This window comes from Halobellus ruber, from assembly GCF_014212355.1.
GTDB classification, from domain to species: Archaea; Halobacteriota; Halobacteria; order Halobacteriales; family Haloferacaceae; genus Haloquadratum; species Haloquadratum rubrum.
In genome coordinates, this window is the sequence record NZ_JACKXD010000005.1 from 45188 (window position 1) to 68314 (window position 23127).

20 protein-coding genes and 1 tRNA gene are annotated in these 23127 nt (G+C 68.9%); 9 read left to right on the forward strand and 12 right to left on the reverse strand.

The features are described 5' to 3' along the window. Positions 1-3: 3 nt before the first annotated feature. Complete coding sequence (locus H5V44_RS13415) at positions 4-459, reverse strand: DUF2391 family protein (RefSeq protein WP_185193649.1); 456 nt, start codon at positions 457-459, stop codon at positions 4-6. 111 nt (positions 460-570) lie between these two features. On the opposite strand from H5V44_RS13415, the gene H5V44_RS13420 reads away from it, so the two are divergent. Then, on the forward strand, positions 571-1251 hold the full coding sequence (locus H5V44_RS13420; RefSeq protein WP_185193650.1) for a class I SAM-dependent methyltransferase: 681 nt from the start codon (positions 571-573) through the stop codon (positions 1249-1251). An 8-nt stretch (positions 1252-1259) separates the two neighbouring features. Here the strand turns inward: H5V44_RS13420 and H5V44_RS13425 are convergent, their stop codons facing one another. The 3 genes from H5V44_RS13425 to H5V44_RS13435 form a co-directional block, all read right to left on the reverse strand. After that, a complete protein-coding gene (locus H5V44_RS13425) occupies positions 1260-2555 on the reverse strand; it encodes an ABC transporter ATP-binding protein (RefSeq protein ID WP_185193651.1) in 1296 nt (431 codons plus the stop codon). Positions 2556-2557: 2 nt separating this feature from the next. Next, positions 2558-4288 (reverse strand): ABC transporter permease, encoded by a 1731-nt coding sequence (locus tag H5V44_RS13430; protein WP_185193867.1) that lies wholly within the window; start codon positions 4286-4288, stop codon positions 2558-2560. Positions 4289-4384: 96 nt separating this feature from the next. After that, positions 4385-5491, reverse strand: coding sequence for a thiamine ABC transporter substrate-binding protein (locus H5V44_RS13435; RefSeq protein WP_185193652.1), 1107 nt, complete (start codon positions 5489-5491; stop codon positions 4385-4387). A 95-nt stretch (positions 5492-5586) separates the two neighbouring features. On the opposite strand from H5V44_RS13435, the gene H5V44_RS13440 reads away from it, so the two are divergent. Both H5V44_RS13440 and H5V44_RS13445 read left to right on the forward strand, forming a co-directional pair. After that, positions 5587-5841 (forward strand): hypothetical protein, encoded by a 255-nt coding sequence (locus tag H5V44_RS13440; protein WP_185193653.1) that lies wholly within the window; start codon positions 5587-5589, stop codon positions 5839-5841. 64 nt (positions 5842-5905) lie between these two features. After that, positions 5906-6217 carry a hypothetical protein gene (locus tag H5V44_RS13445; RefSeq protein WP_185193654.1) on the forward strand — a complete coding sequence of 104 codons (312 nt, stop codon included), beginning with the start codon at positions 5906-5908 and terminating at the stop codon, positions 6215-6217. An 11-nt stretch (positions 6218-6228) separates the two neighbouring features. Here H5V44_RS13445 and H5V44_RS13450 read toward each other — a convergent pair whose 3' ends face one another. The 3 genes from H5V44_RS13450 to H5V44_RS13460 form a co-directional block, all read right to left on the reverse strand. Continuing rightward, complete coding sequence (locus H5V44_RS13450) at positions 6229-8856, reverse strand: DEAD/DEAH box helicase (protein ID WP_185193655.1); 2628 nt, start codon at positions 8854-8856, stop codon at positions 6229-6231. 134 nt (positions 8857-8990) lie between these two features. Further along, entirely contained in the window at positions 8991-9161 is a 171-nt protein-coding gene (locus tag H5V44_RS13455; RefSeq protein ID WP_185193656.1) for a hypothetical protein, read from the reverse strand. Between the two features lie 149 nt (positions 9162-9310). Continuing rightward, positions 9311-9550: a ferredoxin gene (locus tag H5V44_RS13460; protein WP_185193657.1), complete on the reverse strand. Its 240-nt coding sequence runs from the start codon at positions 9548-9550 to the stop codon at positions 9311-9313. A 234-nt stretch (positions 9551-9784) separates the two neighbouring features. Between H5V44_RS13460 and H5V44_RS13465 the strand changes: the two genes are divergently transcribed. From H5V44_RS13465 to H5V44_RS13485, 5 genes are all read left to right on the forward strand, one after another. Continuing rightward, positions 9785-10315, forward strand: coding sequence for a rubrerythrin-like domain-containing protein (locus H5V44_RS13465; protein ID WP_185193658.1), 531 nt, complete (start codon positions 9785-9787; stop codon positions 10313-10315). Positions 10316-10484: 169 nt separating this feature from the next. Further along, on the forward strand, positions 10485-13055 hold the full coding sequence (locus H5V44_RS13470) for an ATP-dependent DNA helicase (protein WP_185193659.1): 2571 nt from the start codon (positions 10485-10487) through the stop codon (positions 13053-13055). Beyond that, positions 13052-13570, forward strand: coding sequence for a KEOPS complex subunit Cgi121 (gene cgi121 / locus H5V44_RS13475; RefSeq protein ID WP_185193660.1), 519 nt, complete (start codon positions 13052-13054; stop codon positions 13568-13570). The genes H5V44_RS13470 and cgi121 overlap by 4 nt, the downstream gene beginning before the upstream one ends. 128 nt (positions 13571-13698) lie before the next feature. Further along, the gene (locus H5V44_RS13480; protein WP_185193661.1) at positions 13699-16692 is read left to right on the forward strand and encodes a carboxypeptidase regulatory-like domain-containing protein; all 2994 of its coding nucleotides are present in this window, start codon (positions 13699-13701) and stop codon (positions 16690-16692) included. Positions 16693-16973: 281 nt separating this feature from the next. After that, the gene (locus H5V44_RS13485) at positions 16974-17834 is read left to right on the forward strand and encodes a DUF6997 domain-containing protein (RefSeq protein ID WP_185193662.1); all 861 of its coding nucleotides are present in this window, start codon (positions 16974-16976) and stop codon (positions 17832-17834) included. Positions 17835-17980: 146 nt separating this feature from the next. Here H5V44_RS13485 and H5V44_RS13490 read toward each other — a convergent pair. After that, positions 17981-18053, reverse strand: a tRNA-Gln gene (locus tag H5V44_RS13490). 141 nt (positions 18054-18194) lie between these two features. Between H5V44_RS13490 and H5V44_RS13495 the strand changes: the two genes are divergently transcribed. Beyond that, complete coding sequence (locus tag H5V44_RS13495; RefSeq protein WP_185193663.1) at positions 18195-18767, forward strand: IMP cyclohydrolase; 573 nt, start codon at positions 18195-18197, stop codon at positions 18765-18767. 46 nt (positions 18768-18813) lie between these two features. On the opposite strand, the gene H5V44_RS13500 is transcribed toward H5V44_RS13495, so the two are convergent. Genes H5V44_RS13500 through H5V44_RS13515 form a run of 4 tightly spaced genes read right to left on the reverse strand, consistent with a single transcriptional unit; the run spans position 18814 to position 22841 of the window. After that, entirely contained in the window at positions 18814-19692 is an 879-nt protein-coding gene (locus tag H5V44_RS13500) for an ABC transporter permease (protein WP_185193664.1), read from the reverse strand. Positions 19693-19698: 6 nt separating this feature from the next. Continuing rightward, on the reverse strand, positions 19699-20610 hold the full coding sequence (locus H5V44_RS13505) for an ABC transporter permease (protein ID WP_185193665.1): 912 nt from the start codon (positions 20608-20610) through the stop codon (positions 19699-19701). Next, positions 20607-21743 (reverse strand): ABC transporter ATP-binding protein, encoded by a 1137-nt coding sequence (locus H5V44_RS13510; RefSeq protein WP_185193666.1) that lies wholly within the window; start codon positions 21741-21743, stop codon positions 20607-20609. Before H5V44_RS13510 ends, H5V44_RS13505 begins: the two co-directional genes overlap by 4 nt. 30 nt (positions 21744-21773) lie before the next feature. Continuing rightward, positions 21774-22841, reverse strand: coding sequence for an ABC transporter substrate-binding protein (locus H5V44_RS13515; RefSeq protein WP_185193667.1), 1068 nt, complete (start codon positions 22839-22841; stop codon positions 21774-21776). Between the last annotated feature and the right edge of the window lie 286 nt (positions 22842-23127).

Sequence of the window (23127 nt, forward strand, 5' to 3'; positions counted from 1 at the left end):
GGATCAGTAGATCGAGTCGGCCGTCGCGGCCCCGATCACGCTGAACACCGAGCCGATGCTGACGGCCTTCAGCGTGGTTCCGATCACGGTCCACTCGATCGAGACGTCGAGCGACGCCGTCGAGGCGGATCCCGAGGACCCGGCGAACGTCTCCGGAGCGTTGAACGCCAGGGCGAGAATGAAAACCGAGAGGTACGAGACGGCGATCAGCGAGATGAACCGGACCGGGACCCCGCCGACCTCGGTCTCGCGGTCGGGGTTCCTGTCGTCGGCTTTATACAGCGCTCCGTACCCGATCGCCAGGACGATCACGACGGTCGCAAGCGCCTGCGGCACCGACATGCTCTCCGCGAGGACCCACACCTCCTCGGTGACCACGAACGGCCCGGCCAGCAGGAACCCGCCGACGATCTGCTGGACGGTGTCCGACAGCGCGAACCGTCGGCGGCGTCCGACCATACCGCCTCTGGCCCGCGGGCGGACATATATGCTCGGTTGTTCAGACGGATGGGGTCCGACGAACTCCGTCCGAACCCGACGCTTCTTGTCCCGCCCCTTCCACGTGCGGGTATGAGCGTCCGCGAGGAGTTCGACGCGTGGGCGGCCGACGGCCGCGACAGGGGGATGGAGGAGCGCCACTGGCACACCGCGAAACACGCCTTGGCCCGGATCCCGGTCGAGGCCGGCGACACGGTTCTGGACCTGGGTTGCGGCAGCGGGTACGCCGGGCGGGCGCTCCGTGATACCCGGGACGCGGGGCGCGTATACGGCCTCGACGGCTCGCCCGAGATGGCCCGCAACGCCCGATCGTACACCGACGACCCCCAGGTCGCGTATCTCGTCGGCGACTTCGACGCCCTTCCGTTCGCGGACGACGCCGTCGACCACGTCTGGAGTATGGAGGCGTTCTACTACGCCGCCGACCCCGAGCACACCCTCGCGGAGATCGCCCGGGTGCTCAGGCCCGGCGGGACGTTCTACTGTGCGGTCAACTACTACGAGGAGAACGTCCACTCCCACGTCTGGCAGGAGCGGATCGACGTCGAGATGACCCGGTGGTCGGCCGCGGAGTACCGCGAGGCGTTCCGCCGAGCCGGCCTCGCGGTCGCCGGGCAGGATTCGATCCCCGACCGGGAGGTCGAGATCCCGCCGGAATCGGCGTTCCCGACCGACGAGTGGGAGACCCGCGAGGCGATGGCGGAACGCTACCGGACCTACGGGACGCTGCTGACGGTCGGCGTCGCGCCGTAGCCGGGTGGTCAGGTTCCGTCCGCGCCGTCACCCGGATCTCGCTCCACAGCGACCACGTGGGCGTCGCTCGCGTCGAACCCGACCCGCACGTCGCCCGAGAGCGGATCGGGCGTCCGGACCGTGAGTTCGCGGCCCCCCCACCGGAGGTACGTCCGCGTCGACTCCCCGAGGAACTCGGCGTTCGACACCGTGGCGTCGAGCGTCACCGTCGCGTCGGCCCCGCCGTTCCCGGCGCCCCCGGCGTCGCCGCCGCCCTCGGTCCGACCGCCACCGAGGACCATCATTCGCTCGGGCCGGACACAGAAGGTCACCCTCGCGCCGACCGGGAGCCGTCGGTCCGTCCGCAACGGCACCGATACCGCACCTACGTCGACGTGGACGACGCGTCCACCGTCCCCGTCGGGTCCACGCGTCGGCTGGCCGCCCGCATCGCCCTCCCCGTCGACCCCCTTCGTTTCAACTGGAGATTCGGCGGTACGGTCGGTCGAACCCCCCGATCGATCCGACCCGCCGGTCGACCGGACTCGCCCCTCGAATACGTTGTTGTCGCCGACGAACTCCGCGACGAACCGGGTCTCGGGTCGGCGGTACACCGCCTGGGGGGTTCCGACCTGCTCGACCGCGCCGTCGGACATCACCGCCACCCGGTCCGAAACCGCGAGCGCCTCCTCCTGGTCGTGGGTGACGTACAGCGTGGTGATCCCGAGCGTCGACTGGATCTCCTTGATCTGGAGGCGGAGGCGTTCCCGGAGCTGGGCGTCGAGCGCGCTCATCGGCTCGTCGAGCAGGAGGAGATCCGGCCCGGGTGCGAGCGCCCGCGCCAGCGCGACCCGCTGGCGCTGTCCCCCCGACAGCTCCCCCGGATCGCGCGCCCCGGCGTCGGGGAGGTCGACGAGTTCCAAAAGCGACGACACCCGCTCGTCGACGCTCCCGCCGTTCGGCGGATCGGTGAACCGGAGGCCGTAGGCGACGTTTTCGGCGACCGAGAGGTGTGGGAACAGCGCGTAGTTCTGGAACACCACCCCAACGCCGCGGTCCTCCGGCGGGACGCCCGCCATCTCCCGCCCGTCGAACCGGATCGTCCCCCGCGTGGGCGAGTCGAAGCCGGCCACGAGCCGGAGGGTCGTGGTCTTTCCGCACCCCGAGGGACCGACGAGGGTGAAGAACTCCCCGTCCGCCACGTCGAGGTCGATCCCGGCGGCCGCGTTTCCACCCCTCCCGCCTCGGTCCGTTTCACTGCCCGACCCCCCGAGCGCGACGGTGTCGCCGTACGCCTTCCGGACGCCGTCGAGCGTCAGTCGCATCCTCAGAACCCCCCCTGTCCGCCGTAGCGGTCGCCGAAGCGGTCGATCACGACGAAGCTCAGGCTGGTGACCGCGAGCAGGAGACACCCCATCGCGGTCGCGGGGCCGAGCCGACGGCCGAGATACCGCTCGACGGCGACGGGCATCGTGTAGCTCGAAGAGCCCTCCGCCAGCACCACGGTGGAGTCGAACTCCCCGATCGAGATGGCGAAGGCGAACGCCGCGCCCGCGACGACCCCGGCGGCCACCAAGGGGAGTTCGACGTCGACGAGCGCCCGGGCCCGAGTGGCGCCGAGGCTGCGCGCGGACTCCACCAGCCGCGAGTCCAGGTTCCCGAGCAGCGGCGCGACGCTTCGGGTCACGAAGGGATACGCCCCGACCGCGTGGGCGGCGACGATCGCCACCGCACCGGTCACCTGGATCCGTGTCCCGAAGGCCTCGACCCCGAAGACGAGCCCCCGGAGCAGCCCGAGCCCGACGACGATCCCCGACACAGCCAGCGGCGCCATCGTCAGGGCGTCGATCGCCGCCCGCCCGCGGAAGTTCCGCGTCGTCAGCACCGCCAGGACGACCCCCATCGGCACGGCAACGAGGAGGGTCCCCGCGCCGAACAAAAGCGAGTTCCACACCGCGGGCAGCGGCCGGACCTGATACGAGGCGCCGGTCCGCTGCCGTTCCAGGAGGAACCGGTAGTGATCGAGGGTCAGTTCGCCGCCTGCGGTGACGCTCGTCAGGAGCATCGACGCGATCGGGGCGACGAACACCGCGAGGACGACGACACTGTACCCGACAACGAGCGCGCGGGCGCCGACCGCCCGGGGCGTCCACGACGCGGGCCACACCGACCGCCTGGGTTGGGGGTTCGCGCCCGCCCCGTCACCCCGTTGCCGCCCCTCGTACCGGAGATAGAGGTAGGTCAGCCCAAGCGAGATCACCGTCTCGACGGCCGCCAGGGCGGCCGCCTCGGCGTACGCCAGGTTCTGAATCCGCGAGAAGATGAACACCTCGACGGTCGCAAGCTGGAAGCCGCCCAGCGCGAGCACGATCGGGAACGACGCGAACGTGAACACGAAGGTCAGTGTCGCCCCGATCGCGACCGCAGGCAGGAGCTGTGGGACCACCACGTCGTAGAACGCCCGCGTCGGCGACGCCCCCAGGCTGCGTGCGGTCTCGACCGCGGAGGCGTCGACGCTCTCCCACGCCGCGGTGGTCACCCGCGCCACCAGCGGCGCGTTGTAGAAGGCGTGGGCGATCACGATCGCGGGCAGCGTAAACAGCAGTTCCACCGTCGGCAGCCCGAGCGCCCCGAGCACGGCGTTGAGGGTTCCGTTCCGCCCGAACGTCGCGACGAACCCGATCGCGACCATGATCGACGGCATCACGAAGGGCAGGATCGTGAGCGACCGCAGCAGCTCCCGGCCGGGGAACTCGAAGCGCGCGAGGATCCACGCCGCCGGTAGCCCGAGCGCCACCGACGCCACCGTCGACACCAGCGCCTGATAGGCGGTGAACCAGAGGATGTCGACGAGGTAGAACTCCGAGGTCAGCACGTCGACGAGGGGCTCGGCGGTGAGCCGCCCATCGACGACGATAGCCTCGACGAAGACGGTCGCGACCGGAAAGTAGAACACCACGAGCAGGACCGCCGCGGTCGCGGCTGCGACGAGGCCGAGGACGTGCCGTTCGGCCCACACTCCGGCGGTCGAGACGGCCCCGAGGAGCCGCCGCTGGATCCGGCGGATCGGGTCGGGTGGGACGGCCCTCACGGCGACGTCACTCCGGGCGCCGGAGCACCGGACTCCGGCGTCCCGATCCACCCCACAACCGGGTCATTTGCTGGCGAACTGCCGCTCCCACGCCCGCGTCCACTCGCTCAGGTTGTCCCGGAGCGTGTCGTACTCGAATATGACCCCTTCGGGCGGCTCCTTTGCGTAGGTCGAAAAGGAATCCGGAAGGTCGGCGGTCGTCGTCGCGGGGAACGACACCCACTGCTGTGCGATCTCGCCCTGCACATCGGGGCGGAGCATAAACTCGACGAAGGACCGGGCGAGGTCGGGGTTGTCGGTGCCCTCGAACAGCGCTATCCCTTCGGCGTCCGCGTACCCCTGGTCGTTCAGGAAGCGGATCTGGTGTTGGTCCAAGTCCTCGTCGGACCGCACGGCGTATACCTGGTCCGTCGAGTACGACACGACCATCGGCGCTTCCCCCTCCTGGTATGCGGTGTAGGAGTCCGACCAACTGCCGAGGACCCTGGCGCCGTTGTCCTGGAGGTCCGCCCAGTAGTCGAGGTAGTTGTCCCGGCCGAGCGCCTGTATCGTGTGTAGCAGGAACAGCCGTCCGGTCGTGCTCGAAGCCGGGTTCTGCGCGAGGAGGTCGCCCTCGTGTTCGGGGTCCAGCAGCCCCTCGAACGTCTCCGGCGCGGCGTACTCGCCGTTGGCCCCCTGCGTCTCGTCGTAAACCAGGCTGACGTAGCCGGTCGCAAACGGGACGACACGACCGTTCGGGTCGAACTGGATGTCGGATTTGACGTCTCCCTGCCCCGGAATTCCCTCGACCGGCGTGAACAGTCCGTCGTCGAGCTGTTCGTCGATCCGGATCAGATCCCGCACGCGGACCCCGGTGTAGACGTCGGCCTCGATGTCGACACCGCGGTTCGCCCGCTCGATGTAGTAGTTGATCTCGCTGTCGGGCGTGGCGAACGACAGCGTCGCGTCGAACTCCGACTCGAAGGTCTCCTTGATCCACTGACCGGGACTCGTCGAGGGGGCGTCGACGAACGTCCCGTACGTCCCGACGACGAGTTCGGGGGTGCTCGACGCCGCGGTCCCCGCCGTGGTCCCGGTACTCCCGCTGTCGCTGCCGCCACCGCCGGTACAGCCGGCCAACCCGGCGACGCCGCCGGCGCCGACGGCCCGAAGGAAGGTTCGCCGTCTCATTACCGGGTGATTACACCGAGTGGTATTTAATCGTGGCGTCTCGGCGCCGGCGCCGTCGGCCGGAACAACGCTCTTGCCCTCCCGCGGTGAAGGCGGTGTATGTCGTTCCAGCGCCGTACGTCCTCGGCAGCCTGTTCGTGCTGGCCGGCGTGGTCACCCTGGCGTCGGTAGTCGGAACGGTGTTCCTTTGGATCACCGTCGCGTACCTGCTGTGGCCGGTTCGACGAAGACTCGTCGCTCGGGGCTGGACGCCGCGGGTCGCGTCCCTGCTCTCGGCGGAACTCGACCCGCCCCCGCTCGACGACGCCCCCTCACCGGAGTCGTCCGGGGACGCCCCGGATCGGCAGTGATCCTGGTATCAAAATCGATATTTTGACCGATACACTTTCACCGGGGTTACTCCAAAGGTTCCGTATGTCCGAGACGATCGATGGCGGAGCCGGCCGCAGGACCTCCTGGACGGTGCTCGACCGTTCGGGATGGGAGACCGGCGACGAGCTGTTGCGTCGGCTCGCCGACGCGCTCGCGGGGTTCGGACCCGGGAAGAGCACGGTCCTGTACGACCACGTCTCCGTCGACGCCGTGATCGACGCGCTGGATCCCGAGTCCCCGTCCCGCGCCGTCTCCGAGATCCGGTTCGACTACGGCCGCTACGAGATTATGATCACCCGGGACGGCGTCATCGCGGCCCACCCTGACCCCGCCGCGTCCCCGCGCTCCTCCTGACCCGCGCCGGTTCACCCCGAGTCCGCGCTCGCTGCCGACCCGCCATCCTCGTACCCGCTCCCGACGACCTCCCGGATCCGCGAGGCGGTCACCTCGCCGACGCCGTCGACGTCGCGGAGGTCCTCCTCCGGCGCCGTCATCACGCCCTCGACGGTCCCGAACGCGTCGAGAAGCGACTGGGCGGTCACGGGTCCGACGTCGGCGATCGCGGAGACCACGTACTCCTGCTGTTCGGCCAGGGTCTTTGCGCTCTTGTCGCCGTGGACGCTCACTGTCCGGTCGCGCTCGGTCTGCTCCCGCGCGGCGATCGTCCGGAGGAGTTCCCCGGTCTCGCTCTCGTCGGCGGTCTGCAGCACGCTCACGTCGAAATCGACCGCCAGCGACGCCAGCGCCCCGCGGATGGCGTCGGGGTGGACGTTCCGCTCCTCGTAGAGGCCGTCGCCTTCGAGAATCAGGATCGGGCGCGCGTACGCACGAGAGAGGTCGCCGATCTGCTCGAACAGCGACCGGTCGCCGTCAAGCAGGGTGTCGAGGAAGTCCGCGACCGACTTCCGCTCGACGGCGACCCGATCCGAGAGAACGTAGTCGCCGACCGCGAGGGTTTCCAGTCGGGTTCGGATCCCGTCGCGCTTCGAGAGGTCCTTCGCGATCGCGGCGTCGAGTTCCCGCTGGTCGACGACGATCTCGGTCTCCCCGTCGTCGCTCCCGGCGGTCGCGACGGCCGATTCGGTTCCACCCTCGCCGGCGTCGGATCCGCCTTCGTCCGACTCCACGCTGTCGCCGTCCCCGGTCGCCTCCTCCTCGCTTTCGGTCGGCTCGCCGTCGGCCCGTTCGTCCGCGGTCCGCTCGCCGTCGGTCCGTTCGATCTCCGTCTCTGTCGGGCCGAAGTCTGTCAGCCCCGCCTGGCCGTTCGTCTCGGCCGGGGTGTCGGCGTCGGGGGGGTCCGCTCCAGCGTCGGCGCCGGACTCGGCATCCGACCCCGCGTTAGCGCCGGCTCCGGCGTCGGCCGCCCCCGAACCGGGAGCGCCGTCGTCGCCATCGGCCGCCCCGTCGTACGCCTCCAACGCCGCCTGCGGCGGGGTCAGTTCGGATTCGATGTCGCCGGCGACACCCTTCAGGTCCCTGAGTTCCGACTCCATCTCCTCCTCGCGACGCTTGGAGATCCAGTAGTACGCCTCGTCGCGGGTGTCCTCCGCCAGCAGGACCACCACCTGCCCGTCGGCCTGCCGCCCGGTCCGACCCTTCCGCTGGATCGACCGGATCGCCGTCGGGACCGGCTCGAAAAAGAGCACCAGATCGACCTCCGGCACGTCCAGGCCCTCCTCGGCGACCGAGGTCGAGACCAGCACCTCGAACTCCCCGTTCCGGAACGCGTCGAGGGCGTCCTGTTGTTCGGTCTGGGTCATCCCCTCGGAGCTCTCCTTGTCGCCCTGGCCGACGAACCGGCGGGTGTCGAACGACGCCGAGAGAAACTCCGTCAGCGCCTCCGCGGTGTCCCGGGACTCGGTGAAGACGATCACGCGGTCGCCGCCCTCGATGCCCAAGGTCTGCGCCAGCAGGATGCGGGCCCGCGAGAACTTGGGGTGGGTGCCGTCGAACGACTCCGCCAGCCGCATCGCCTCGCGCACCTTGGGCTCGGCAACGAGCCGCTGGCTCGCCTTCGACGCCCCCGACGAGCGGGCGGCGTTGCGCTGCCGCTCGAAGTACCGCCGAACCGACTCCACCGACTGCGTTTCGACGAGTTCGACCGCCCGGCGGAGCTTCATCACCTCCGCGTGGGTCGACATCCCCTTGTAGCCCTCCGACTTGTCGGCGTCCATCAGTTCCTGGAGCTTCCCCCGCATCCGGTTGAGTTGCTTCTGGGAGACGTCGGGCTGTGTCGTGTTGGTCACCCCCAGCGACTTCAGCTTCTGCAGACGATCTTTGATCACCTCGTTCAGCGCGTCGCGGATCCCGATGATCTCCTCCGGGAGTTCGATCCGCTCCCACTCCACGGAGGTGTCGTGGGTGTAGGCCGCGACGTCGGCGTCGTCCTCGGTCATCACCTCCACCTCCTCGAGCCCGAGGTTCCGGCAGACGGTGAGGATCGACTCCTTGTCGCCGCCGGGCGAGGCGCTCATCCCGGTGACGAGGGGGTCCGCGGCGTCGTCGTGGTACCGCTCGGCGATGTAGACGTAGGCGTACTCGCCGGTCGCGCGGTGACACTCGTCGAAGGTGAGGTGGGTGACGTCCCCAAGCGAAATCCGGCTCCCCACGAGGTCGTTCTCGACGACCTGCGGCGTCGCGACCACGATGCGTGCGTCGGTCCACCGGTCGGCGCGGTCCTCCGGGCGGATCTCGCCGGTGAAGACCACGACCTCCTCCTCGGGGATGTCGAGGGCCTCCCGGTAGAACTCCGCGTGCTGCTGGACCAGCGGCTTCGTCGGCGCGAGAAACAGCACCTTCCCCCCGACCGATTCGAGGCGGTCGGCGGTCACGAGTAGGCTCACCGTGGTCTTGCCCAGCCCCGTCGGGAGACAGACCAGGGTGTGGGCGTCGCGTGCGGCGTCCGCGAGTCGCGTCTGGTACTCCCGGCGTTCGATGAACCCGGGGTTCAGGAGCGGGTGGTCCACGTACGCGGGGTCGTCGGTGGCCGCCATCACGCCCGATTGGGCGCCATCGCTGTTAAGGGTTCGCCGACTACGGCGGAAGTGAAATCCGTGGCGTTACGGGGGCTGCCGCGCGGAGCCGGGAATCACGCGGGACGACCGCCGGGACGGTGCCGGGAGGCGACTCACTGACCTCCGTCGCCGAACTTGCGGTCGAACGACTCCGCGGCGTCCGGTTCCGCGTGGCTCTCGAACCCCGCCGACCCGTCTGTGCGGTCCTCGACGGAGTCCGGCAACGATGCGCCCGTCAGCGCCGCCCACTCCGAGAGGGGCCGCTCGTGGTTTCGGTCGTTCATACGTCTCTCGGGCGTAACGTTCTCGCCAGTGACTATAATGATTGTGCCCGTTCCCCGACTTCGGAAACGGGCCGGAGATCCGGACCGGCGGGATCGACGAGCGTGGCGTCGCTGCCCCGGACTCCGATGGGTCAGCGGTCCGCCCCCCCTCAGACGACCTGTTCGTCGCCGTCGTACAGTTCGATCGCGTCCACCGGACAGGCCCGCGCCGCGAACTCCGCGTCGAGTTCCGCGTCGGGGGGGACTTCCACCTCGTAGATCCCGGGGTCGACCTCCGTGCTCCCGTCGAGGTCGGCTTTCCCGGCGTCCATATTCCGCTCGAAGGCGTCCCACTCCTCGACGCACTGGAACATTCCGATGCAGGTGTCCCGGTCGAAACGGATTCGCATACTTCCTCTTCGGCCACCGGGCACATAGCGGTGGCGACGGGACGGCCCGGGACCGCAACTCCTCCCGTCCCGCTCCGGCGGCGGAGTCCCGACGGGTGACCGCGTAGCGAGCGGGATCGCGCCCTCTCGCGTGTCTGTCGCACTCCGGGGCCGACCCCACTGCGGGACCGGGTGCTCGCGTTGCGTCTCGCGCGTCTGCGCCAGTGTTATTGTGTAACACTACCAATACGGCCTATGGACAGGCACGAGCAGCCGATCCACGAGATAATGACTACCCCGGTCCGGTCTGTCACGGCGGACACGCCCGCACGCGAGGCGGCATCGGTCCTCCTTGAGGAGGGGATCGGGTCGGTGGTCGTCGCGGACGCCGACGGCATCGTGACCAAAACCGATCTCCTCGCGGGGATCGAAGAGCAGCGGCTCGAGGCACCCGTCTCGGAACTGATGACCGACCCGGTGGTCACCGTCTCACCGGACGCCGACGTGCAAACCGCAATCGACCGGATGCACGAGTACGAAATCAAACGGCTCGTCGTCGAAAGCGGCACCGAAGCCGTCGGAATCGTGAGTACGACGGACCTCCGGCGGGCGCTCGCGACCGACCTCGATTCGGTGATCGGGTTGTTCGCCGGGTCGGTCGACTCCGACAGCGAGCAAACCTACGAGTGTATCTCCTGTGGAGAGCGCGTGACTGCCGCGAGCAAACCCGGCACGTGCCACGCCTGTGACGCACCGATGCGCAATCTCAGTGTGCCGCGCAACTAGGGTGGCCGGGGTTCCGGAACTGATCGCCGTATAGTTCGGCCGACTGAGCGGTTCGGCGGGCGTGCAATCAGAACCGAACCCTCCTCTGACCCGCTGGCTGCGTCGCTCCCCCTGACGCGACGGGTCCGTCTCCGACGGTTTAAATTCGGGGACGACGTACCCCCGCCCAATGCATCCGGAGGAGGTCCCCGAACTCCCGGCGGGGGTCGCCGACCGCCTGCGAGAGGACGGCATCGACGACCTCTACCCGCCGCAGGCCGCGGCCGTCGAGGCGGGCGTCACCCGCGGGGAGAGCCTCGTAGCGTCGGTGCCGACCGCCTCCGGGAAGACCCTCATCGCGGAACTGGCGATGCTGTCGAGCGTCGCGAGAGGCGTCTCCGAGCCGCGCTCGGACGGCTCGGAAGAACCGCCTGGCGGTTCTCCCGGTGGGAAAGCGCTCTACATCGTCCCCCTGCGGGCGCTCGCCGCCGAGAAGAACGCGGAGTTCGAGCGGTGGGAGGCGCTCGGCTTCGACGTTGGCGTCTCCACCGGCAACTACGACGCCGACGGCGAGTGGCTGGCCTCCCGGGACATCGTGGTCGCGACCTCCGAGAAGGTCGACTCCCTGGTCCGCAACGGCGCGGCGTGGATCGACGATCTGACCTGCGTCGTCGCCGACGAGGTCCACCTCGTCGACGACGCGGGGCGCGGCCCCACGCTCGAAGTCACGCTCGGGAAGCTCCGCACGCTCAACCCCGGGATTCAGGTGGTCGCGCTGTCGGCGACCGTCGACAACGCCGACGTCATCGCGGAGTGGCTCGACGCCGAACTCGTCGACTCCGAGTGGCGGCCGATCGAGCTCAAAACCGGCGTCCACTACGGCAACGCCGTCACGTTCGACGACGGCAGCCGGCGGGAGGTCCCGGTCGACGCCGGCGGCCGGCCGACCGCGGCGCTCGTCGACGACGCGCTCGCCGGCGACGCCCCGGACGACGACCAGGGCTCCTCGCTGGTGTTCGTCAACTCCCGGCGGAACGCCGAGGCGTCGGCCAAGCGGCTCCGCGACGTCACCGACCCGCACCTTACCGACGACGAGCGCGGGCGGCTCGCGGAACTGGCGGCCGAGATCCGGAACGTCTCCGACACCGAAACCAGCGACACCCTCGCCGAGTGCGTCGCGGCGGGCGCGGCGTTTCACCACGCCGGACTCGCGCCCGAACACCGTTCCCTGGTGGAGGACGCGTTCCGGGATCGGCTCGTCAAGTGCGTGTCGGCGACCCCGACGCTCGCGGCGGGGGTCAACACCCCGAGCCGCCGGGTGATCGTCCGCGACTGGCGGCGGTACGACGGCGAGTACGGCGGGATGAAGCCGCTCGACGTGCTGGAGGTCCACCAGATGATGGGGCGGGCGGGCCGGCCGGGGCTGGACCCCTACGGCGAGGCCGTGTTGCTCGCGAAGAACGCCGACACCCGCGACGAGCTGTTCGAGCGGTACGTGTGGGCCGACCCCGAGCCGGTCCGCTCGAAGCTGGCGGCCGAGCCCGCGCTCCGCACCCACGTGCTCGCGACGGTCGCCTCGGGCTTCGCCCACACCCGCGAGGAGCTGCTGGAGTTCCTCGGTCGGACGCTGTACGCCACCCAAACCGACGAGTCCGGTCGATTGGAGGCCGTCACCGACGACGTGCTGGCGTACCTCGACCGCAACGGCTTCCTCGAACGCGACGACGGGGCGCTGTCGGCGACGAGCGTCGGCCACACGGTCTCGCGGCTCTACCTCGACCCGATGACCGCCGCCGAGATCATCGACGGGCTGGAGTGGGCCGAGACCAACCGCTCGGAGGCGGTCCGGGCGCTCGGCGGCGACGCGGGCAGCGAGGGCGACGGTGCCGCAGCCGACGCGTCCACTGGAGCCACGAACGGCGATCCCGAGGCCGCCGGGTTCCGGCGGGCCAGCGAGCTGTCGACGGCGGGCGACGATCCGGACCCCGACGATGCGGCGGGATCCGAGCCGGACGGAGACTCGACCGACGGCCCCGCGACCGGCTCGGGCGACGACCCCACCTACCCCACCGCGCTCGGGCTCTTCCATCTGGTCTCCCGGACGCCGGACATGTACGAACTGTACCTCAAATCCGGCGACCGCGAGCGGTTCACCGAGCTCTGTTACGAGCGGGAGTCCGAACTCCTCGGGCGCACACCCTCGGAGTACGAGGACGTCCGGTTCGAGGAGTGGCTGTCGGCGCTCAAAACCGCGAAGCTGCTGGAGGACTGGGCCGACGAGGTCGACGAGGATCGGATCACCGAGCGGTACGGTGTCGGCCCCGGCGACATCCGCGGAAAGGTCGACACCGCCGAGTGGCTGCTGGGGGCGGCCGAACAGCTCGCCGGCGAAGTCGGGCTCTCGCCGATCCCGGTGCGGGAGGCGAAAAAACGCGTCGAGTACGGCGTCCGCGAGGAACTCTTAGAGCTTGCGGGGGTCCGTGGCGTCGGGCGGAAGCGCGCCCGCCGGCTCTTCGAGGCCGGCATCGAGACCCGCGCCGACCTCCGCGACGCCGACAAGTCGGTGGTGCTCCGGGCGCTCCGGGGCCGCCGGAAGACAGCGGAGAGGATCCTGGAGAACGTCGGCCGGCAGGACCCCTCGATGGACGGGATCGCGAAGGCCGACAGCGGGTCGTCGTCGACAGCCGACGCCGACGACGCCGCGGAGCGCCCCGCCAGCCACGACCCCGACGAACAGGCCAGCCTGGGTGATTTCGGGTGAAACTGGTCGAAGGCGTCGTCGACGTCGACGACGTGGACGCGTTCGTCACGACCCTCGACGGGGTCGCCTCGGAAACCGGCACCACGATCCAGGCGTTCGACGCGCGGTACGTCGTGAGCCGCCGACACCTCGAACGCGCCGCTGAGTTAGCCGACCGGGCGATCGAGCGCGGCGACGCCATCGCCCGCGACCGCGCGGTCGAGATCCTCCTGTACGCCGCCGGCCGCCGGCAGATCACCGACGCCCTGGAACTCGGGGTTTCGGAGGGGACGAACCGGGTCGTCGTCCTCGTCGACGCCGGCCCCGACGCGGCGGGGAGCGAGGACGTCGAGGCCGACGCCGCGGCCGCGGTCCGATCGCAGGTTCTCGACGCTGTCGAGCCGACGCTCGGCGACTACGATCCCGAGCGTGTACGTGAGTACTTCGACGTCGGCGACGCCGAACTCGACGTCGTCGACGCCGACATCGAGGCGCTGGTGTGTGAACGGGTGGCGTTACTCGTGGTCGAGCGGTAGGTACGGTATACCATACCGTCAAAAAAACTCCGGACCCCCGATGGCGGTGTTTCAGGCCCCTTGAGCCGTAGTATCAACCCCGATAATGTAGGAGAAACATAATGACCGTGGGGGATTTCTCCGGACTTATGAGCAGGGGAGCTACCGCGCGGCGGGCCGTGCTGCTTCTCGCAGCCCTGGTCTGTGTCAGCGCGCTGGGGACGGGGGTGGTCGCGGCGGAGAACGTCACGATATCCAATCCGACCGAAGGGGAGGTCGGGGACCACACGTGGAACACCACGGCATCGAGCAGCGGCACGCTCGACCATCTGGTCATCAACTACACCGGAACCGGGGCCGACCTCTCCGAGAAGCCGGCGTTCATCGACGGAAACGAGATCACCGTCAACGGCCAGACGGTCGCAATCAACGGCAGCGAGTACTCGATAACCTCGACGACAATCAACGCCACGTTGGAAACGAGCGCCTCGATATCCGGCGGGGACCGCATCGAGTTCGTTCTCGAAAACGTCCGCAACCCCTCGAGCACCGGCACGAACAGCGCCACTGTCGAACTGAACAACAGCTCCTCGCAGTTCAGTTCCTCCACGGAATCCTTCGACATCGTCCGGGGCGGTTACGTCAACGGGACGGTCAAGAACGGCACCGGCGTCCTCACGTCCGCGTCGGTGAGTATCTACAACACCTCCACCGGTGATTTCGTCACCGGCTACGGCATCAACCCCTCGACCGACCAGTACTCGGCTCACATCGCTGACGGGACGTACAGATTCGACTACACCGCTACCGGCTACACCACGGTCAGCAAAATCATGGAGATCAACACCAGCGAGAGCAAAAACGACATCAACGCGACGCTCGCGAAGAAGGGCTACATCAACGGCACCGTCACCGACAGCGACGGGAACGGCATCGGCGGAATCAACCTGGTCGCCGACCCGAAGAGCGGAAGCGGCGCACAGAAGAACACCACCGCCGCCGACGGCTCGTTTTCGTTCTACGTGGCGCCGGGGAAGTACGACCTCGTTGCGTTCAACAATCCCGATTACGAGTTCAACATCAACCCCGACGTGTCGGCGACGAGCGATTCGACGACGACGACGACCGTCTCCCTCTCGGAAGTGCCGGACAAGGGCACGATCACCGGACGGCTCGTCGACGGGAACGGCAACGGCGTGAGCGGCAAACGGGTCTCCGCCAGCGACACCAGTTACCAGTACTACAACAGCACCGTCACCAACGCCACCGGCTACTTCTCGATGAGGGTGCCCCAAGCCACCTACCGGATCCGAACCAACTCCACACCCACCGTGCGCGAGTCCGGGGTGTCGGTCACCGCAAACGAGCTCTCGTCGGTCGAACTCACGGTTCCCGAAAAGGCCTATCTCAGCGGAACCGTGTCGAACGCGAGCGGACCGATCCCGAAGGCGACCGTCATCGCCGACAGCGGCGACAGCATCCACGTCAACCGCAGCACCGACGCGAGCGGTAACTACAACATCACCGTCCCGCCGGGCGAGTACGCGGTCACGGTACTCGTTCCCGGGCAGACCGCGAACACGAAGACCGCCACCGTCACCGCCGGCAACACGAACACGACCGACTTCACCGCCGAACAGACGGCCGTGACGAGCAAATCCGTCTCGATCATCGACGGGCCGGGGAACGACGCCAACCTCGGGACGAAAGCCGTCGTTCGCGGTGGACTTCTCCAAGTGCAGTTGATAAACACGAGCCCCAGTAACAACGCGCCCAAAGGGGCACCGCAGGAGCTGGAAGGGATGGGCGCGACCGACGAGACCAAATTCGAGATCAACCTAACCGTCACGAACTTCAGCGCCGACTCGCTCCTGTGGGCAATCGAGGATGCGGAGTTCTCCACCACCCCGAGTTCGAAGAACCCGGACGCGACGAACGTCACGATTACCGGGAACGCGACGACGTTGCAGGCCAACACGACATCGGCGAATGTGGGCCCGCTTCTGAATCAGGATCCCTCCGACGTCCAGTGGCCGACGGACCGCGCCGACCAGGCGAACTACGGCGTCAATCAGACGGTTTACGTCGGTATCTTCGACTTCAGCTCCACGCCCGGACGGATCGAGGACTCGCTCAACGGGGCCAGCGTGACCACCAACGCCCAGCGGTTCTCGGCGCCGTCGGTCCGCAACCAGACCCTCCGGATCTGGGTCGGTGCGCCGAGTAAGACCGTCGAGGGCGCGGACCACGACGGGTTCTACCAGGCCACGATCCCCGACTCCCAGCTGAACGAATGGGGCGTCGACGACCCCGAGTCGGAACTCCAGACGTTCTACAAAGGCTCGCAGGCCGACTTCACCGTCGAGGAGACCGGGAACGGCGCGCGGGTCGTCCTCGACAACATCAGCTACTCCGCCGGATTCGTGGAAGTCGAGGCGAATCCCACCAGTGACAGCGGCAACGGCGGCGGTGGCTCTGACAGCGGTCCCGCGGATACGTCGGCAACTGCCAGCGTTGCGGGCGACAGAGTTCAACTCGCCGTGGACAACGTCCGAGCGGGAACGCCGGTCAGCGTCGACGTCCCCGGCTCCTCGGCGATGGAGCAGTCGGGCGTCAGAATGCAGTCGGTCGAACTCCGCCTCAGGTTCAGCGGCGACACGTCGCTCGACATCGCCACGTCCGCAACGCCGAGCCAGCCGACGCCCGCCGGCACCACGGCCCTGTTCGCCTACGAGGTTTCGACGAACCTCGCCGACGCGGACATCGACCGCGCGACCGTCCGTGTGACCGTCGATTCCGACCGAGTTGCCGATCCGGAAGCCGTGCGTGCGCTCCGGCGCTCGGGTGATGGCTGGGACCCCGTCACGACGAACCTCCGTGGGACAACCAACGATGAATACGTTTACACCATCGAGACGACTGAGTTCTCCGAGTTCGCGCTCGTAGCGGAGACGGGGAGTGACGCGACGGACACTGCGACCGCGACCGCGGAACCGACCCCGACCCCGACTGCGGAGGCGACTCCGACGGCGAAATCGTCGCCGACGCCCACGACGACATCGACCACCCAGCCCGGTTTCGGCGTGGTCGTCGCCGTCGCCGCCCTGCTGAGTTCGGCGGTCCTCGCGCGGCGCCGGATCTGATCCGCCCCTACCGGGTTGATACGGCCCGAGGGCCGATTTCGGCGGCTATCCGCCAGCCGCCGCGGTTCGTAATCGCGGATCGACGGGCGACTCCCCGTCGCCCGGAGCGCCGTGCGACCCCGTCGCTACAACTTCGGGACGGTCCTCGAAGCACGGGTATGGCTGATCCCGACGACACCGTCCGCGTGCGGCTGGTCGAGCGGACCTGCTCCAACGACGTGCTCCGACCCGCGCCCGCAGGCGTCAAGGTTTAGCCCCCGCCCGTCGGACGCTACTCCATCGTGAGCCACTGGGAGCCGGCGTTGCGCTCGGCCGCGGAGACGGGCATCTACGGACCGCGATCGTTCGTGGGCTACCTCCGAGAGCAGGGGCTGGATCCGGGCGAGTACCGGACGGCGGCGGTCTCGATCGACACCCGGTCGCAGCTTCCGGATCGGCTGGCAGAGCGGGACATAATGGTCCTGCACCTGGGGCGCGCGACGGACGGTCCCGGCGCCCGGTTCGCGCTCGTTCGCGTCCCGGACCGGCTGGGCGACTTCTTCATCGACGAGATGGCGTTCCGCCCCCACGACCGGGTGACCCTGGATCACACGCCCGAGGGCGCCGACACGCTCGCGCTCGGGCAGGAGGTCCAGGATATGCTGGAAGTGTACCGCTCGCTGCCGACCTTCTCGGAGCAGGGGTTTGTGAACTTCGCGCTCTCGACGGGGCTCGTCTCGCGGGCGCTCGACCTCGACCCCGTACGGACCGGACTCGTACCGGCGACGGCGGCGTCGAGTTTCGACTTCGCCTTCGAACCGCACCCCGACCGCCCGACGCTCCTCCATCACACCGACGGGCAGGTCGGAATCGACACGCTCGTGCTGACCCGCCGGGACGGCGAGCGCGTGCTCGTAGTCGTTGAGGCGAGGTGCGGCGGGCGACGGAAGCTGGCCAAGCACGTCGTCGGCTACCCGGCGCTCGCAGCCGAGTCGCTGTCGGTCGACGTCGATCGGATCGTCCCCGTCTATCTCCGCGCCCGCCCGACCGCGGACGGGGTCCGGTACAGCATCTACGAGTGTTCGCTCCCGACGGCCGGCGACCGTCCGTGTCTCGCCGGCCTCCAGGTCGTCGAGGACACCCACTACGAGGTTCGGCTCTGAATCGCGGCTCGCCGCGGGTCGTCATCGATACCGGCGCGTTCCGTCCCCGGACCTGATACGCCCACGCGGAACTCCGAACCGAGGAACTCCGGACGGAGGAGTCGAGCGACCCGGCCACTCACGAGTAGCTTCGGGCTCCGGAAACATAGTCCCACCAGGATTCGAACCTGGGTCGAAGCCCCCAGAAGGCTTCAGGATTGGCCGCTACCCCATGGGACTGCCGTCGGCACCAGTTACACGGTCTCCAGTAACTCGTGGCTCCATATGAGTGTTGCGAACTCGCGGTTCCGCGCCCCGTCCGTGCCGTCCGACCGGTACCGGACCACCACCTATTTAGCCCGCTCTCCGCCACCTCGGCGTATGTACGTCGGTCGCTTCGTGATCGTCGCCCCCGATTTCGCCGCGTACCGCGTCTCCTCGCGGTCCTTCCCCAACCGCCGGATCGTCGACCGCGACGGAGTACTGACGGTCGGTCCCACTCCCGACGCGCCCGAGACTGACAATCCCTATATATCCTACAACTGCGTCCGCGAGGGCGGCGACGGCGTCGTCGTCGGCAACGGCTCCCACGTCGACCCGATCGCGGAGAAACTCGACCGCGGGTACCCCGCCCGCGACGCCGTGGCGTCCGCGCTGCTCGCGCTCGACTACGAGAAGGACGACTACGACACCCCCCGGGTCGCGGGCGTCGTCGGCGACCGCTCCTCCGTCGGGATCGTCCGCAAGGACGCCCTCGTCGTCAAGTCAGTCACGGAGCCGACACTGGTCGCGACCTACGAGGAGGACGAGCCGAGGCCGATCGACTTCGGGGGCGGCGACCCCGAGGGGATCGCCCGCCGCGCGTACGATCTCCCCTTCGAACACGCCGTCTGTGCCGCCGGCGTCACCTACGGCGACGGCGACGTCGCGGTCGGGTTTCACAACGGCGAGTGAGGGTTCGGCGCCCCGGCGCCGACGGGCCGCACTGCGGCCGCCCGGCTCAGGTCGGCGGCTCCAGGCTGGCGGCCACCGTGGCGACGGCGCCGCTGAACAGCAGTACGAGGACGCTCGCGGCGTTGAGAAAGCTCGTCGCCCCGATCCGGACCTTACCGTAGATCTCAAGCGGCATCGTCGTCACGCCGCTGCCCGCGAGGAAGAACGTGATCAGAAACTCGTTGAACGACAGCGCAAACGCGAAAAGCACCGACGCGAAAAGCGCCGGCCAGAGTTGCGGGAGCGTGACCGTCCGGAACGTGGTGATCCCATCGGCCCCGAGGTCCCGCGCCACCTCGGTCATCCGACCGTCGATGGTCGCGTACCGCGAAGCGATGAGGAACGTACTGAACGGCAACACCCAGTAGAGGTGTCCCGCAAGCACCGGCCCGAGGCCGAACCCCACCCCGACACGGCCGGCGGCGATGCCGATGCCGAGCGCGACGACGACTGTCGGGACGAAAAGCGGGATCGCAACGACGACGGCGACGGCGGCGCGGACCCAGCCCGGAAGGCGCCCGCGGACGATCGTTCGGGCGGCGAGCAGCCCGAGCCCCGTTCCCACGACGGAGGCAACGGCGCCGATTGCGCCGCTCGTCGCGAGCCCGCGGACGAACCGCGCGTCCGTCAGCACCGCCGCGTACCACCGGAGCGTGACGCCGTCGAGCGGTATCGACGGCTGCGACGCCGGCGACAGCGACAGGTAGCCCACGGCGACGACCGGCAGGTACAGGAACAACGCGGTCAGCACGACCGTGGTCCGGAAGAACCCCCCACGGACGCCGGCGGTGATACGGCGCCGAACCCGGCCGGCGACGCTCGCCCGTCCCGACCGTTCGCCGTCGATGTCGCGGTCGGCGGCTGCCCGCTCGGAACTATCTCCCATCCTCTTTCACCACCGCTTGAGCTCCGCGCGGACGTCGGTCGAGAGCGCGCCGACGCCGAACCCCACGACTACAACGACCAGGAATACGACCGAAAGCGCCGCCGCGAACGGGTAGTCGAGCACGTCGTAGAACTGCGTCGTGATCGTCTGGGCGATCATCTGCTCCGAGGGGGAGCCGAGAATCTGCGGCGTCGCAAACGCGCCGGCGATCCGGGCGTACACGATGAGCGTCCCGGCGACCGCGCCGGCGTACGTCTCCGGTACGACGATGTCGAGGAACACCCGAACGCCCCCCGCGCCCAGGTCACGGGCCGCCTCGACCTGGCGGTAGTCCAGCCGCTCCATCGAGACGTACATCGTCAGTAGGACGTACGGGAGGTAGATGTGGACGAACCCGATACCGAGCGAGGGCCCCGGCAGCTCGATCGGGCCGACGCCGATCCCGGAAGGGGTCCGGAGGAGTTCGAGGGGCTGACCGACGAGCCCGCTTCCGGTCAGCGCCGTGTTGACGATGCCGTCGGCCGCCAGGATCCACACCCACGTGTAGTTGAGGACGACGTAGTTCAGCCACAGCGGGAGCGTAAGCGAGATCAAAAGCGGTAGCCGATACCGGGCCGGACAGACGTGTGCGAGCCAGTACGTCACGGGATACGCGATCGCCAGGCATACCGCGGTGATGACGGCGCCGATGCCGAGCGACCGGAGCATCACCGCCGGGTAGACGCTGTCGGCGACCGCGGCGTAGTTCGACGGCGTCACGGGCGGGCTAACGCTCTCGACGATCAGCAGCGCGATGGGGACGGCACCGAGTGCGACAGCAAGCGCCGTCGGCAGGGCACCGAGGGCGGCGTCGACCAGCGTCCGCCGCCGGTCGTCGTCCCCCGGAAGCACGGGGATCCGGTCTGTCGGGCCGCTCATTCGTCGCTCCCCGTCGCTCCGTCGACGAGCGTCGTCCCGTCGTCCCCGTCGTTTTCGGCCCCCACCCCGCTTTCCGCCGTCTCGTCGCCTCCGGTCCCCCCGTTTACTACCGCCGCGTCGGTAACGCCGAGCTCGACGCCGTCGCCCACCTCGATGCGGTCGTCGGTCCCGCTGCGTACCTGGACCGTCGGGCCGGCGTCGAGGGCAACCGCGTACGCCGCGTGTGACCCCTTGTATCCGATGTCGCGGACAGTGCCGGCGAACGTGTCGCCGCCGAACCGGAGGTCCTCCGGTCGGACCATCGCCGTCACCTCGGCTCCCGGCGCCGGCCGGTCGTCCCCGACTGCGGCGGCGAACCGGCCGCCGGCGGCGTCGACGACCGCCCCCTCGCTCCGCCGTTCGCGTACGTGCCCTGACAGGAGATTCGCGTTGCCGAGGAAGTCGGCGACGAACGCCGTCCGCGGGTGGCCGTAGAGCGACTCCGGGGCGCCCGATTCCACGATCCGGCCGGCGCGCATCACCGCGAGCCGGTCGGACATACTCATCGCGCTCTCCTGGTCGTGGGTAACGTAAAGGAACGTCGTCCCGACGTCGTTCTGGATCCGGCGGAGTTCGGCCCGCATCTCGGCGCGGAGCTTCCTGTCGAGCGACGACAGCGGCTCGTCCAAGAGCAGGACCGACGGCTCGTTGATCAGCGCTCGAGCCAGGGCGACCCGCTGTCTCTGCCCGCCGGAGAGTTCGGTCGGGTCACGGTCGCCGAACCCTTCGAGCCCAACCGTCGACAGCATCTCGGCCGCGCGGCGCCGCCGCTCGGCCGCCGGAACCCCATCGCGGGCGAGCCCGTACGCCACGTTCTCGGCAACCGTCATGTGGGTAAAGAGGACGAGATCCTGGAACACGAGGTTGGTGTCCCGCTCCCGCGGCGGCCAGTCGGTCACGTCCCGGCCCGCGATCTCGACCCGGCCGGCGGTGGGGGTTTCGAGCCCGGCGAGCATCCGCAGCGTCGTCGTCTTCCCGCAGCCCGAGGGACCGACGAGGGCGAAGAACTCGCCGGAAGCGATCGATACTGACACGTCGTCGACGGCGGTCGTCCCTCCGAACCGCTTGGTCAGGCCCTCCGTTCGAAGGATCATGTCCGAACGGTCACCACCACTCACTCGCTGTCACTCGCCGGCGGCGCTCTTCGCCTCGGTCCATACCTGTACGTACTGTTCGATCAGCGACTGCGGCTTGGGTTCCTCGTAGATGAACCGGCTCGGATCGTCGAGACCGAACGCCGACAGTTCGACGTTGTTCTCCCTGAAGACCCGTTCGTTCGGGACCGCAATGTTCGACGGCGCCATCAGCGACTCGTAGCCGAACTCCGCGTGCCACTCCTGGATGAACCGGTGAGCGGCTTCGACGTTCTCGGCGCTTTCGGGGATACAGAACTGTATGAACCACGCCTTCGTCCCCTCCTCCGGGTACACTCGTTCGACCGGGACTCCGGCGTCCCGCATCGACGAGATGACGTAGTTCCAGACGGGCTGTACCCCGACTTCGCCCGACCGGAGTAGCTGTTCGGACTCCCCGCCGGAGGACCACAGCCCGCCGCTGAGATCGACGTGGGTGGCAAGCCGCTCCCGGAGCCGGTCGAAGTCGACCGCGTCGGCGCTCGTCGGGTTCAGCGGCTCCGTCCCCGCAGCCGCCCGCTCGTAGAGGATCTGGAGTCGGGCGTCGTCCCGACCGCCGATCATCCCACCGTAGGCGTCGTCGAAGAGCGCCGCGAGGCTCGTTATGTCGTCGTCGATCATCTCCGTGTTGACCGCAAGCGGCGTCTGCCCGAACGACCGCGGGACGCCGTACACCGACCCGTCAGACCGGAAGTACTCCTTTTTCACCACGTTGAGGATATCGTCGTACGCGGGCACCTGTTCGAGGTCGACCGGCTGGAGCAGTCCCTCCTCGATTGCCGGCGGCACGGCGTAGTTCCCGAGCGCGACGATGTCGTGGTCCGACCGTCCGGAGCGGAGCAACGAGAGGCTCTGGGCCGAGCTCTGTGCGGCCTGTAACTCGACCGGAACCCCCGTTTCGCGCTCGAATCGGTCGAGTATCCCGTCGGCGTAGACGTAGTTCCAATCGAGCAGTTTGAGTGTCGACCCCCCACCGCCGGTGATGGAGCCGACACACCCCGCCGTGAGCGTCGCCGCTCCCGCGCCGATCCCCGCAAGATACTGCCTCCGAGACGACATACCGACACCACACGTCCCGATAGCAATAAACCGATTGTGGGGTGTGTCAACTCCTGCCGCCCCCCGGATCACCTCGTGGGCCGTGTGGCCCGCGCCGACTTCCGGACCGCCCGTCGGCGGCGCGCGGTCCGCTCACGCCGTGGAAGCGTCCCCGTCGCGGCCGGTGTCCGCCCGCGTGACGGCCGCCGCAGCCGCGTACCGGTCGTCGCGTCCACGACGCCGGGTCCCACTCCGTACCGACGTCCCCCGAAAACACCACCCACCGAGGTTTTGTCGATGACGCCCC